This window comes from Agrococcus sp. AC640b, from assembly GCF_979255995.1.
This window is the reverse complement of record NZ_CEEDMM010000002.1, coordinates 93,293-106,641: the sequence shown is the minus strand read 5'-3', so window position 1 is coordinate 106,641 and position 13,349 is coordinate 93,293. Positions and strand designations below refer to the sequence as shown.

Genomic DNA, 13,349 nt, shown 5'->3' with positions numbered 1-13,349 from the left:
GCGGGTCAGTCGTCGTCGACCGCTGCCGACTCGCACTCGCCGAGGAGCGTCGAGCGGACGGGCGCGAAGATGCCCTCGAGGTGCGTGGCGTCGTCGTCCGAGATGCGCGAGAGGAACAGCTCCTCCACGTGCCGCGCGTGCAGCGGCCGCGCCCTGCGCAGCATGCGGCGCCCGGCATCGGTGAGCACCGCGTCGGTGCCGCGACGGTCGGCGGTCGACGCCTCGCGGCGCACCCAGCCCTTCGTCTCCATCTGCTGCATGCGGTAGGTGAGGCGTCCGGGCGCGAAGGCGAGCTGGCGCGCGAGCGTGCCCATGCGCAGGCGCTCGCCGTCGGCCTCCGACAGCAGCAGGAGCACGTTGAAGTCGGCGAGGTCGAGGCCGCACGCGTCCTTCAGCCGCCGTTCGAGGGCCGCCGCCAGCATGGCGCTGCCCTCGAAGTAGGCGCGCCACGCCTCGGATGCCGCGGTCATGCCTCGAGGGTACGGCGCGAGGCTGGTGGTCGGCTCCGTCGTGGAGCCCGTCATCGACCCAGCATCGACGCGAAGTCGTCGAACGCGCCGCCCTCGGGGTCGAACGGGTCGGTCTTGGGCGCGCGCGGCATCTGCGTCACGAGGCGGGCGAGCTCGCGGCCCGCGCGGTCGATGCGCGACTGCAGCGCCGCATCCTGCCCCCAGTCCTCGGTGGCCGCGAAGACGCCCGTGGGGGCCACGACCGCCCCGAGGTACGCGAAGAGCGGGCGCAGCGCCGTGTCGACGACCATCGAGTGCCGCACGGTGCCGCCCGTCGCGGCCAGCAGGGTGGGGATGCCGGCGAGCTCGCGCTCGGCGATGCCGTCGATGAACGACTTGAACAGCCCCGAGTACGACATCGTGAACACCGGCGTGACGGCGACGATCGCGTCGGCGGTCGTGACGCGGCGAACGGCGTCGTCGAGCGCGGGTGGCGCGTGGCGCGTGACGAGGTTCGTGGCGATGTCGTGCGCCAGGGGGCGCAGCTCGATCGCGTCGAGCGTCGCGGTGGTGCCGGAGCTGGCGAGCGCCGCCTGCGTCGCGGCGCCGAGGCGCTGGGCGAGCATCGTCGTGGTCGACGGGTCGCCGAGGCCCGCGCTCACGATGGCGATGCGGATCGGTGCGGTGTCGGTCATGGTGTCCTCCTGCAGGTCCAACGGGCGCGAGCGACGCGCGATTCCGGTGGGGATGTGGTGGGCCCGGGGCTCAGGCCCGATCGGGCGCGATCGCCGCTGCGGTGTCGACGTCGTCGCGCACGGCGGCGTCGGCGTCGGCGGGTGCTGCCGCCGCAGCATCCCGGGCGGCGACGAGCGACGCGTGCGTCGGGGCGTCGGGCACGCCGGGCGCGCGCAGGCGGTCGAACTCGGCGCGCAGCGTCGGCACGACCTCGCGGCCCAGCATCTCGAGCTGGTCGAGCACGACCTCGAGCGGCAGGCCCGCGTGGTCGATGAGGAACAGCTGCCGCTGGTAGTCGCCCGCGTAGTCGCGGAACGACAGCGTCTTCTCGATGACCTGCTCGGGCGTGCCGACGGTCAACGGGGTCTGCGCCGTGAAGTCCTCGAGGCTCGGGCCGTGACCGTACACGGGGGCCTCGTCGAAGTACGGGCGGAATCGACGCTTGGCCTCGGCCTCCGTCTCGGCCATGAAGATCTGGCCGCCGAGGCCGACGATGGCCTCCTCCTGCGCGCCGTGCCCGTGGTGCTCGAAGCGCCTGCGGTAGAGCTCGACCATCTGCTGGGTGTGCTCCTTGTTCCAGAAGATGTTGTTGTGGAAGAAGCCGTCGCCGTAGTAGGCGGCCTGCTCGGCGATCTGCGGCGTGCGGATCGAGCCGTGCCAGACGAACGGCGCGACGCCGTCGAGCGGCGCGGGCGTCGAGGTGTACCCGGTGAGCGGGGTGCGGTGCTTGCCCGACCAGTTCACGACCGGCTCGCGCCACAGGCGGCGCAGCAGGTCGTAGTGCTCGATCGCGAGCGACAGGCCGTCGCGGATGTCGTAGCCGAACCAGGGGTAGACGGGGCCCGTGTTGCCGCGGCCGAGCGTGAGGTCGACGCGGCCGTCGGCGAGGTGCTGCAGCATCGCGTAGTCCTCGGCGATCTTCACCGGGTCGTTCGTGGTGATGAGCGTCGTGGCCGTCGAGAGCTGGAGCGTCGTCGTCTGCGCCGCGATGTAGGCGAGCGTCGTGGTGGGGCTCGAGGAGAAGAACGGCGGGTTGTGGTGCTCGCCGAGCGCGAAGACGTCGAGACCGACCTCCTCGGCCTTCCTCGCGATCGCGACGACGTCCTGGATGCGCTTCGCCTCGCTGGGCGTCTGCCCGGTGGTGGGGTCGCGGGTGATGTCGCTCACGGTGAAGATGCCGAACTGCATGCTGCTCATGGCCGCCTCCTGCTAGGTCTGCCGATCCAAGTATTTCGAATCTGAAGCAATCTAACCAGTGTCTGCCGGATCCATTCCCGCAGCGCGAACCGTGCCGTGCGCCCGGGCGTGGCGTCGGGACGCGGCGTCGGGACGCGGCGTCAGCGCGTCGTCGAGGCTGCATTCCACCCGAAGGCCCGCGCTCGCCGCATCGCGACGCTCCAGCCGTCGACATCCACCCCCGGCGGTGGCACCATCGCAGGCATGCAGCCCATCACCGAGCTCGCACCCGACGAGATCTTCGTCTTCGGCTCCAACGCGCGCGGCGTGCACGCCGCCGGCGCCGCCAGGACCGCGCACGAGCGATTCGGCGCCGTCTGGGGCGAGGGCGACGGGCTGCACGGCCAGTCGTACGCGATCGACACCATGAGCGGCGCCGACGTGCTGGCCGACCGCGTCGCCGCCTTCCTGCGCTTCGCGGACGAGCATCCTCGCCTGCGCTTCCTGCTCACGCCGATCGGCACCGGCATCGCAGGCCATGCGGCCCACGAGGTGGCGCCGCTGTTCGCGGCCGCGCCTGCGAACGTCGTGCTGCCCGCCGAGTTCGCAGACCTGCTGTAGCGGCCCATCCACAGGCTGCGGCGCATGGCAAGCGCGTGCGAGGCACGCGCGGATGCGAGTACCGTGCCGTAGCCGAACCTTGTGCGCCCGCCCGCGGAGGCCATCCGTGCGACGTGCGCCGCACCAGCGGAAGGGACAACCGAACATGACCACGCAGCAGAGCACCGAGCCGGACGGCGGCGCAGCGTCGCACGGCAGGCTCGAGGTCGACGACGTCATCGTCGTCGAGCGCAAGAAGGTCCGAACCGCCATCTCGGGCACCGTCGTCGGCAACTTCATGGAGTGGTTCGACTTCGGCATCTACGGCTACCTCACCGTCACCCTCGCCGCGGTGTTCACCGCCGACCTGCCCGACCCGTGGGGGCTCCTCGTGACGCTCCTCGGCTTCGCGATCTCGTTCATGGTGCGCCCGCTCGGCGGTCTCGTGCTCGGTCCGCTCGGCGACCGCATCGGCCGCCAGAAGGTGCTGTTCTTCACGATGGCGATGATGGCGACCGCGACGGCCCTCATCGGCGTGCTGCCGACCTCGGCGCAGATCGGTCTGTGGGCGATCGTGCCCCTCTACCTGCTGAAGATGCTGCAGGGCTTCTCCACCGGCGGCGAGTACGCCGGTGCGACGACGTACGTCACCGAGTTCTCGCCAGACAGGTCGCGCGGGTTCTGGGCGTCGTGGCTCGACGTCGGCTCGTACGTCGGCTTCGCTGCGGGCGCCTCGGTCGTCGCGCTCACGACCCTCGCGACGAACGCGATCTCCGGACCCGACGCGATGGTCGAGTACGGCTGGCGCATCCCGTTCCTCCTCGCCATCCCGCTCGGTGCGGTCGCGATCTGGTTCCGCCTCCGCATCCCCGAGACGCCGTCGTTCGAGGTCGCCGAGCAGGCGGGCTCCGTCGCGAAGGACGCAGGCGACCCGCTCGCGCGGCACGGCATCCTCGGCATCCTGCGCCACCACTGGCGCCCGATCCTCATCGCGATCGCGCTCGTCGCCGCGACGAACAGCGCCGGCTACGCGCTCACGAGCTACATGCCGACGTACCTCGAGACCGAGGTGGGCGTGTCGAACCTCATGGCCGCCGTCGCGACCGTGCCGGTGCTCATCCTCATGTCCGCCTTCCTGCCGCTCATCGGCAGGCTGTCGGATCGCATCGGCCGCAAGCCCGTGTACGGCATCGCCGTGATCTCGACGCTCGTGCTCATGGTGCCCGCGTTCGCGATCATGCAGATCGGCGAGGAGTGGGCGGTGTTCATCGCGCTCGCGATGGTCGCGATCCCCGTCGCGTTCTACGTCGCGATCTCGGCGTCGGCGCTGCCCGCGCTCTTCCCGACCGCGACGCGCTTCGGTGCGATGGGCATCGCCTACAACCTCGCGGTGTCGCTGTTCGGCGGCACGACGCCGCTGTTCTCGCAGGGGCTCATCGAGCTCACGGGCAACACCTTCATGCCGGCGTTCTACATCATGTTCTTCGCAGCCCTCGGCGGCATCGCGATGCTCACGATGCGCGAGTCGGCCAACCGCCCGCTCATCGGCTCGGTGCCCGCGGTCGAGACGCGCGAGGAGGCGGAGGCGGTCGTCGAGCGGCAGGACACCGACCCGCTCATCGACACGTCGCAGATGCCGGTCGTCACCGCGCGCGGCTGACGCTCAGCGCTCGCCCTCGGCTGCGAGGGCGAGCGCGAGCGTGGCTCTGCCGAGCGCCTCGGAGGCGCGGACGCCCGTGAGGGTCTCGATGCGGGCGATGCGCTTGCGGATCGTGTTCTCGTGGGCGAAGAGCGCGTCGGCGACCGCCGCGACGCGCCCGTCGAGCCTGCACAGCGCCTCCGCCGTCGCGACGAGCTCGCCGTGGTGCCGGACGTCGTGGTCGCGCAGCGGCGCGAGCACGTGGTGCCGGAACGGGCCGAGCTGCTCGGGGGTGAGCCGCTCGACGAGCCCATCCCACGTGGCGAGGTCGCGCGGCCCCGCCGCGCCGTCCCGGCGGGCGGCGATGCCGAGCGCTGCGCGCGCCTCGCGGATGCCGCGCGCGAGATCCCGCAGGCGGATGCCGTCGGTCCAGCCGTGCGCCACCCCCTCGAGGCGATCGCGCGCACCGACCCGCGAGGGCATGACGACGATCGAGACGTCGTCGAGCCTGCCGACGAGCGCGGGCACCGCATCGAGCGGCACGGGCTCGCGCGTCGCGACGACGACGAACTCGTCGCGGCCCGGCGCGAGGCCGAGGAGGCGGTCGCGCAGCACGAGCGGGCTCGCGAGACCCTGCTGCACGGCGTCCATGAGGAAGCCGACGCGCTCGTGCTCGCGCTCGACCTCGCGGCTGTCCGCGAGCGTCGCGGCGACGCGCTCGCTGATCGCGACGAACGGCGTCGACGGCGGCACCGTCAGCACGCAGAGGCCCACGGCGTTCGCCGCCTCGACGAGCTCGGGCGGCGCGTCGTCCCTCACGACGCCGAGCGCGTAGCCGATCGCCGCGGGCCTCGAGCCGAGCACGGCGTGCACGAAGTCGCGGTGCTCGTCGCCGTGCAGCATGACGCCCGACACGAGCAGCAGCTCGTCGCCGCGGAGGTAGGGGCTCGGGTCGGGCAGATCGGTGGGGAGCGCCCACCGCACGGGGCGATCGAGGCCTACGGGGCGCCCCGCGATCGCGAGGCCGAGGTCGGGCCACGCCGCGACGTCGCCCACGACGAGGCCGGATGCGCGCTCGAGTCCCACACCGCGACGCTACGACGCAGGTGTGACCGCCGCGTTTCCGCGTCGTTACCCGCGGTGGAGATCCCTCCACCCGACGAGGCGCGGCACGCACGGTTCCCACCGAGTCTCGGTCGAGCCGGCCGCTCGGCGCCTCGCAGCGGGTGCGATGGAGCATCCCGACCGAGAGGCACCCATGTCCACCATCGCCCCCGACGCCGCTTCGGCGCCGACGACGCAGGAGCGCGTCGACCAGGACTTCCCGTTGGCGCGCGTGCCCGCGCACGCGCGACGCGGCTGGTTCTCGATCTTCGTCGTGATCGCCGGCTTCCTCTTCTTCACGCCGACGATGGTGACGGGTGGCCAGGTCGCCGGCTCGTTCGGCTTCGTCGGCTTCGTCGGGCTCGCGCTCGTCGCGACCTCGATCCTCGCGCTCTACGTCGCGACGCTCGCTGCGGTGAGCGCGTCGACGGGGCTCTCGACGGTGCTGCTGTCGCGGCTCGTGCTCGGTCGCATCGGCGGCAAGTGGGCGTCGATCGTGCTCGGCGGCACGCAGATCGGCTGGTACGGCATCACGGTCGGGGTCCTCGCCAACCTGCTCGACGCCGCGTGGGGCTGGCCCGCGTGGATCTCGTCGATCGTCGGCGGCATCGTCATGGCGACGACGGCCTACTGGGGCTTCAAGGGCATCGAGGTGCTCTCGTGGGTCTCGGTGCCGCTCATGCTCGTGCTGTGCATCTGGGTGTCGGCGCTCTCGCTCGACGAGGTCGGCGGATGGGCGGGCATGCTCGCGACCGAGGGCGACGGCTCGATGCCGGTCGGCCTCGCGCTCACGGCGATGATCGGCACGTTCATCTCGGGAGGCACGCAGGTGGGGAACTGGACGCGCTTCTCCCGTCGAGCCTCGACGGCGTTCGCGATCGTGCTCGGCACCGTCGTCGTCATCGAGCTCGCGATGCTGCTGTTCGGCGGCATCGGCGCCATCGCCTTCGGCGAGGCCGACTTCACGACGCTGCTGCTGAGCCTCGGGCTCGTCGGCCTCGCCGTCTTCCTCCTCGTGTTCAACCTGTGGACCACGAACGACAACGCCGCGTACGCCTTCGGCGTCGCGGGTGCCGAGCTCTTCGGCAAGGGCGACAAGCGTCCGTTCATCGTGGGAGGCGTCGTGATCGGCATCGCCCTCGCCGTCACGGGCGTCGCCGACTCGATGACGATGTTCCTCGTGCTGCTCGGCACCGTCATCCCGCCGCTCGGCGGCGCGATCATCGGCACGTTCCTCTTCGTGTGGCGTCGGCGCGACCCCGGGCTCTCGGTCGACGACGTGCCGCTCGTGCGCTGGCCCGGCGTCGGCGCGTACGCGCTCGGCACGGCGGCCGCCGTCGTCGGCTCGGTCCTCGGGCTCGGCAGCCCTGCGATCCAGGGCGTGCTCGTCGCGCTCGTCGCCGCGCCGGTCCTCGCGGCGATCGCCGAGCGCTCGGCGGCACGGCGATGAGCGGCTCGGTGCGGATCGTCGGCGCCGAGTGGATCACGATGACGGGCGCCGACACGGCCCCCGAGCGCTGCGACGTGCGCATCGTCGACGGCGTGATCGCCGAGATCGGCCTCGACCTCGCGCCCGAGGCGGGCGAGACCGTGCTCGACGGCCGCGGACTCCTCGGCACCCCGGGGTTCGTCAACGCCCACACCCACTCGTGGGAGTACCTCTACAAGGGTCGCTACGACAACCTGCCGCTCGAGCTGTGGATGCTGTCGTCCTACCCGATCCTGGGCCAGCATCCGCTGTCGACCGACCTCATCCGGCTGCGGTCGCAGCTGTTCGCCGTCGAGGCGATGCTCGGCGGCACGACGACCCTCGTCGACGACGTGCTCGAGATGCCCGGCCAGGATGCCGCGCAGCTCGCCGCCGTGTTCGAGGCCTACGAGGCCGTCGGGGTGCGCGCGAACGTCTCGGGCCACATCATCAACCGGCCGTTCGTCGACACGCTGCCCTTCGTCGAGGCGTACCTGCCTGACGAGGTGCTCAGCGACGTGCGCGCGCAGGGCATGGCCTCCGCCGAGGAGTACCTCGCCTTCTCCCGCGAGGCCTTCGCGACGCACGATCGGTCGGCGGGTGGCCGGCTGCGCTACATGGTCGCGCCGTCGGGGCCGCAGCGCTGCACCGACGACCTGCTGGTCGGCGCCGCCGACCTGGCGCGCGAGCACGCAGCGGAGTGCCACATCCACGTGCTCGAGACGAAGGTGCAGGCCGTGACGGGCCACGAGCTCTACGGCTCGACGCTCGTCGAGCACCTGCACGCGATCGGTGCGATGGGACCGCAGACGACGTTCGCGCACGGCATCTGGCTCACCGACTCGGACCTCGACCTCGTCGCCGCGACCGAGACGAACGTCTCGCACAACCCGATCTCGAACCTCAAGCTCGGCTCGGGCGTGCTGCCGTGGCGGGCGTACCACGACCGCGGCGCGACGCTCGGGCTCGGGACCGACGGCTGCTCGTCGAGCGACACGCCTCGCATCCTCGAGGTCGTGAAGATGGCAGCGCTGCTGCACAAGGCATCGGGACCCGAGTACGACGCGTGGCCGACCGTCGCGGAGGTGCTGCGCGCGGCGACGATCGGCGGTGCGCGCACGGCGAGGCTCCACGACGCGATCGGGTCGATCGAGGTCGGCAAGCGCGCCGACGTCGTGCTCTTCGACACCGAGACGCTCGCGTTCACGCCGCGCAATCGGCTCGACCAGCAGCTCGTCTACAGCGAGAACGGCTCGTCGATCGCCTACGTGCTCGTCGACGGCGTCGTGACCGTCGACCACGGGCGCACGACGCTCGTCGATGCCGAGGCGCTGCGTCGCGAGCTCGCGGGCGTCGCCGACGAGATCCGCGCCCACCAGGACGGCCTCGATCGCGTGAACGCCGTGTTCGCGCCCGCGTTCCGTCGCATGCATCTCGAGAGCGCTGCGATCGACGTGGGCGTGCACCGGTGGATCGGCGACGAGCGCGCGCTCGTCGCGTCGCGGGGCTGAGCACGGCCGCCCTCCGGCGGCCTGCGAGATGGTTCGGCGCTCTGCGCGCGAGTCGCTCGCGGGCCGCCGCTCGACGGCCCGGGCGTGTCGGGAGCGACGGGGACCGCCGGGATCCCATGTCTCGACTGGGCAGACGGCGGGAGGCGACACGCCCGGGATGCATGCCGCCGCCGGCATGGGCAGCCAGCGAGGAAGTTGTTCGCGTGGCTAAGGTCCTATGACCGTTCGGGGCTTCGAGCCCATCCCTTGACTCCAGGAGAGCCATGCCCCACGGCGACGCGCACCATCCCACGACCTCCGACGCACCGGCTGCGGGAGTCGATCCAGGAGGGCGTCGCCTCGAGGTCGACGACGTGATCGTCGTGCCGACGTCGCGGGTCAAGAAGGCCATCTCGGGCACCGTCGTCGGCAACTTCATGGAGTGGTTCGACTTCGGCATCTACGGCTACCTCGCCGTCACGCTCGCCGTGGTCTTCACCGCCGATCTGCCGGAGCCGTGGGGCCTGCTCGTCACGTTGCTCGGCTTCGCGATCTCGTTCCTCGTCCGCCCCCTCGGCGGCCTCGTGCTCGGTCCGCTCGGCGACCGCATCGGCCGCCAGAAGGTGCTCTTCCTCACGATGGCGATGATGGCGATCGCCACGGCGCTCATCGGCCTGCTGCCGACGTCGACGCAGATCGGCCTGTGGGCGATCGTGCCGCTCTACCTGCTGAAGATGGTGCAGGGATTCTCGACCGGCGGCGAGTACGCGGGTGCCTCGACGTACGTCACCGAGTTCTCGCCGGACCGCTCCCGCGGATTCTGGGCGTCGTGGCTCGACGTGGGCTCCTACGTGGGCTTCGCGGCCGGAGCCTCCGTCGTCGCGATCACGACGGTGCTGACCGAGTGGCTCGCGGGCCCCGGCGCCATGGTCGAGTTCGGCTGGCGCATCCCGTTCCTCGTGGCCATCCCGCTCGGTGCCGTCGCGATCTGGTTCCGCCTGCGCATCCCCGAGACGCCCGCGTTCGAGGCCGTGCACGCAGAGGGCGCCTCGCGGCCGAACGACCCGCTGGCCCGCCACGGCATCCTCGGCACCATCCGCCACCACTGGAAGGCGATGCTCGTCGTCGTCGCCCTCGCGGCTGCCACCAACACCGTCGGCTACGCGCTCACGAGCTACATGCCGACGTACCTCGAGCGCGAGGTCGGTGTGTCGAACCTCCTCGCGGCCATCGCGACCGTGCCGGTGCTCATCGCGCTGTCGGCGCTGCTGCCCGTCATCGGCCGCATCAGCGACCGCGTCGGCAGGAAGCCCGTCTACGTCGTGGCCGTGGCGTCGACGCTCGTCGTCATGGTGCCTGCGTTCGCCATCATGCAGATCGGCGAGCTGTGGGCCGTGATGGTCGCGCTGTGCATCGTCGCCGTGCCGGCCGCGCTGTACATCGCGGTGTCGGCGTCGGCGCTGCCCGCCATGTTCCCGACGGCGACGCGGTTCGGCGCCATGGCGATCGCCTTCAACATCTCGGTGTCGCTCTTCGGCGGCACGACGCCGCTGTTCTCGCAGGCGCTCATCGAGCTCACCGGCAACACGTACATGCCGGCGTTCTACATCATGCTGTTCGCGGCGCTCGGTGGCGTGGCCCTGCTGTCGATGCGGGAGTCGTCGAACCGTCCGCTCGTCGGCTCCGTGCCGACGGTCGAGACGAAGGCCGAGGCCGTCGCCGTCGTCGAGCGGCAGGACGCCGATCCGAGCATCGACCTGCGCTCGATGCCGCTCGAGGTCATCCGGGCGAACGACGCCGGCGCCGACGACGATCGCGAGCTCACGCGCGCCTGACTCGCGTCCTCGATCGGGCAGGAGCCGCTGCGATCCGGCCTCCGACTCCGCAGCTCCTGCCCGATCAGGCGTCAGAGGCGACCAGTCGCGCGGTGGTCGCGCGGGGCACGGCGCCGTGGGCGGCGCGCTGCCGACGGATGGGCGAGGGGCGCCTCCGAGGAGTACGCTGCACGCCGGAGCAGTCGGAGGTAGGCAGTGCCCAAGTTCGCCGCGATCCGGCAGGACCACACGTTCGTCGACCTGCAGGGCGTCACCATCCACTGGTACTCGTGGATGCCAGGCAAGCCGAAGGCGATCGTGCTCATCGTGCACGGCGTCGGCGAGCACGCGCTGCGCTACGAGCACGTCGCGCAGCACCTCGTGCAGGCAGGCTTCGGCGTCGCGGCGCTCGATCAGCGCGGGCACGGCGCCACGGGGCTCGAGCAGACCGGCGGCGACGTGAGCCGGCTCGGCAGGCTCGGCCCGGGCGGGGGCGCGGCGGTCGTCGGCGACGTCGTCGCGCTCGTCAAGCGCCTCCGCGGCGAACGCCCCGGCCTGCCGCTCGCCGTCATCGGCCATTCGTGGGGGTCGCTCACGATGCAGCGGTTCCTCAATCGTCACGCGCCGCTCATCGACGCCGCAGTGCTGTCGGGCACGGCGTACCGCCTGCCCGGCTGGATGACGGCCGGCGACCTCAACGTGCGCCACAAGCACCTCGGCGACACCGGCTACGAGTGGCTCTCGCGCGACCCCGCGGTGCAGGAGGCGTTCGCCGCCGACCCGCTCACCTTCCCCGCCGACGTCATCAGGCTCTTCGGGCCCATGGAGGCTGCGCGCCTGCTCGGCGTGCCGGCTCGCTCGCTCGGCGTCGACATCCCGCTGCTCGTCGCCGTGGGCTCCGACGACACCCTCGGCGGCGAGGCGTCCGCGCGTCGGCTCGTGCGGGCCTACGAGGAGCGGTCGGGGCTCACCGACGTCACCCTGCGCGTCTACCCGGGCGCACGGCACGAGATCTTCAACGAGATCACGAAGGCGAAGGTGCTCGACGACCTCACCGCGTGGCTCGACGCGCACGTCGCGCCCGAGCGCGAGGGCCGTCTCGGACGCAGCTCCACCCCGGCGCCGTAGCCCGGCACCTCGCGCGGGGCGCGGCTCGCGGGGCGGATGTGCTGCGCGAACGGCCGCTGCGGGAGCACCATGGGTGCATGGACGAGGTCCCGCACCCGCGGGCATGGCGCATCGCCGCGCCGGCCCTGCTCGGCTGGAACGTGGTCGGCGGCGTCGTGGGCGGTGCGCTCGTGGTCGTCGCGGTGCACCTCTCGCCCAGCGGAGGCACCGGCGCGTTCGCGCCCGGTGCGCTGCCGCTGACGATCCTCGTCGTGGGCGTCGCGGCCATGCTCGGCGCCGTCGGTGGCCTCCTCGGTGGCGGCACGCTCGTGCTCGCGCGCGGACGCAGGCCGACGCGTCGCACGGTGGTGCGCGGCATCGCCGCCGGCCTCGCGGTGTGCGCGCTCGTCGCGGGCGCCGCGATCGTCGCGCCGATCATGCCCGACGCCACGCGGCCGCTCGCCGTCGCGATCGGCCTCGCCATCGGCGCCGTCATGCTCGGGCTCGCGTTCCGCTCGCGCGAGGTGCACTGGCGCGAGGACGCGCCAGGCGGCGCCACCGTCGCCACGGGGTCGGGCGCGGGTGCGCGACCCAGCGACGACCCCATCCGCGACCTCGTCGACCCGCCCGCCGATCGCTGAGCCGTAGGCTGGGAGGCGGTCCCACGCAGGCGAGGAGGCGCGCGATGCACGGCGAGTACAAGGTCCCGGGCGGCAAGCTCGTGGTCGTCGACGTCGAGTCGGACGACGACCGCATCACCGAGTTCCGGCTGTCCGGCGACTTCTTCCTCGAGCCCGACGACGCGCTCGAGCAGATCGACGCGGCCGTGCTGGGCATGCCCGTCACGGCGACGGCAGCCGAGATCGGCACCGCCATCCGCGAGGGGCTGCCGGAGGGCGTCACGATGCTGGGCCTCACGCCGGAGGCCGTCGGCGTCGCGCTGCGCCGTGCGCTCGCGAAGGCCACGTCGTTCGCCGACTACGAGTGGACGATCGTCGACGACGAGCCGCGTCTGCCCATCCAGCACGTCGCGCTCGACGAGGTGCTCGCGAACGAGGTCGGCCAGGGACGCCGGGGCCCCACGCTGCGGTTCTGGAACCTGTCGGGCCCAGCCGTGTACATCGGCTCGTTCCAGTCGTACCGCAACGAGGTCGACCCCGAGAGCGCCGAGCGCTTCGGCATCCCCGTCATCCGTCGCATCTCCGGCGGCGGGGCGATGTTCTCGGAGCCCGGCAACGCCATCACCTACTCGCTGTACGTGCCTGCCGACCTCGTGCAGGGCATGAGCTTCGCCGACTCGTACGCGTTCCTCGACGCGTGGGTGATCGAGGCGCTGCAGGCGCTCGGCATCGACGCGAGCTACGCACCGCTCAACGACATCACGTCGCCGCAGGGCAAGATCGGCGGCGCGGCGCAGAAGCGCCTGGGCTCCGGCGGCGTGCTGCACCACGCGACGATGTCGTACGACATGGATGCGGAGAAGATGGTGCAGGTGCTGCGCATCGGCCGCGAGAAGCTCTCCGACAAGGGCACGACGAGCGCGAAGAAGCGCGTCGACCCGCTGCGATCGCAGACGGGCATGGCGCGCGAGGCCGTGCAGGAGGCGCTCAAGGCCACCTTCCGGCGCCTCACGAACGCGACCGACGGCGAGCTCACCGCAGCCGAGCTCGCGGAGGCCGACGCGCTCGTCGCATCGAAGTTCTCGACCGAGACCTGGCTGCACCGCGTGCCGTAGCCGGTCGGCGGTCGACGTGGGTGCCGTCCAGG

12 protein-coding genes are annotated in these 13,349 nt (G+C 72.0%); 8 read left to right on the top strand and 4 right to left on the bottom strand.

Features of this window, described 5'->3' with window-relative positions; genetic code table 11:
• Positions 1-5: 5 nt before the first annotated feature.
• The 3 genes from ACZ6H8_RS01430 to ACZ6H8_RS01420 form a co-directional block, all read right to left on the bottom strand.
• Positions 6-470: a MarR family winged helix-turn-helix transcriptional regulator gene (locus ACZ6H8_RS01430; protein ID WP_464143652.1), complete on the bottom strand. Its 465-nt coding sequence runs from the start codon at positions 468-470 to the stop codon at positions 6-8.
• Positions 471-520: 50 nt separating this feature from the next.
• Positions 521-1,144 carry a CE1759 family FMN reductase gene (locus tag ACZ6H8_RS01425; RefSeq protein WP_464143651.1) on the bottom strand — a complete coding sequence of 208 codons (624 nt, stop codon included), beginning with the start codon at positions 1,142-1,144 and terminating at the stop codon, positions 521-523.
• A gap of 70 nt (positions 1,145-1,214) precedes the next feature.
• Positions 1,215-2,372: an LLM class flavin-dependent oxidoreductase gene (locus ACZ6H8_RS01420; protein ID WP_464143732.1), complete on the bottom strand. Its 1,158-nt coding sequence runs from the start codon at positions 2,370-2,372 to the stop codon at positions 1,215-1,217.
• 252 nt (positions 2,373-2,624) lie between these two features.
• Between ACZ6H8_RS01420 and ACZ6H8_RS01415 the strand changes: the two genes are divergently transcribed.
• Positions 2,625-2,981, top strand: a complete 357-nt coding sequence (locus tag ACZ6H8_RS01415) for an A1S_2505 family phage non-structural protein (protein WP_464143650.1) — start codon at positions 2,625-2,627, stop codon at positions 2,979-2,981.
• Positions 2,982-3,126: 145 nt separating this feature from the next.
• On the top strand, positions 3,127-4,620 hold the full coding sequence (locus ACZ6H8_RS01410) for an MFS transporter (protein ID WP_464143649.1): 1,494 nt from the start codon (positions 3,127-3,129) through the stop codon (positions 4,618-4,620).
• 3 nt (positions 4,621-4,623) lie between these two features.
• Here the strand turns inward: ACZ6H8_RS01410 and ACZ6H8_RS01405 are convergent, their stop codons facing one another.
• Positions 4,624-5,685: a PucR family transcriptional regulator gene (locus ACZ6H8_RS01405; RefSeq protein ID WP_464143648.1), complete on the bottom strand. Its 1,062-nt coding sequence runs from the start codon at positions 5,683-5,685 to the stop codon at positions 4,624-4,626.
• Positions 5,686-5,857: 172 nt separating this feature from the next.
• On the opposite strand from ACZ6H8_RS01405, the gene ACZ6H8_RS01400 reads away from it, so the two are divergent.
• From ACZ6H8_RS01400 to ACZ6H8_RS01375, 6 genes are all read left to right on the top strand, one after another.
• On the top strand, positions 5,858-7,153 hold the full coding sequence (locus ACZ6H8_RS01400; protein ID WP_464143647.1) for a cytosine permease: 1,296 nt from the start codon (positions 5,858-5,860) through the stop codon (positions 7,151-7,153).
• Positions 7,150-8,682: an amidohydrolase family protein gene (locus ACZ6H8_RS01395; protein ID WP_464143645.1), complete on the top strand. Its 1,533-nt coding sequence runs from the start codon at positions 7,150-7,152 to the stop codon at positions 8,680-8,682. The genes ACZ6H8_RS01400 and ACZ6H8_RS01395 overlap by 4 nt, the downstream gene beginning before the upstream one ends.
• A 263-nt stretch (positions 8,683-8,945) precedes the next feature.
• Positions 8,946-10,496 carry an MFS transporter gene (locus tag ACZ6H8_RS01390; RefSeq protein ID WP_464143643.1) on the top strand — a complete coding sequence of 517 codons (1,551 nt, stop codon included), beginning with the start codon at positions 8,946-8,948 and terminating at the stop codon, positions 10,494-10,496.
• A 195-nt stretch (positions 10,497-10,691) separates the two neighbouring features.
• On the top strand, positions 10,692-11,603 hold the full coding sequence (locus tag ACZ6H8_RS01385) for an alpha/beta fold hydrolase (RefSeq protein ID WP_464143642.1): 912 nt from the start codon (positions 10,692-10,694) through the stop codon (positions 11,601-11,603).
• Positions 11,604-11,680: 77 nt separating this feature from the next.
• Entirely contained in the window at positions 11,681-12,223 is a 543-nt protein-coding gene (locus ACZ6H8_RS01380) for a hypothetical protein (RefSeq protein ID WP_464143641.1), read from the top strand.
• 44 nt (positions 12,224-12,267) lie between these two features.
• Positions 12,268-13,317, top strand: a complete 1,050-nt coding sequence (locus ACZ6H8_RS01375) for a lipoate--protein ligase family protein (RefSeq protein WP_464143639.1) — start codon at positions 12,268-12,270, stop codon at positions 13,315-13,317.
• Positions 13,318-13,349 lie beyond the last annotated feature (32 nt).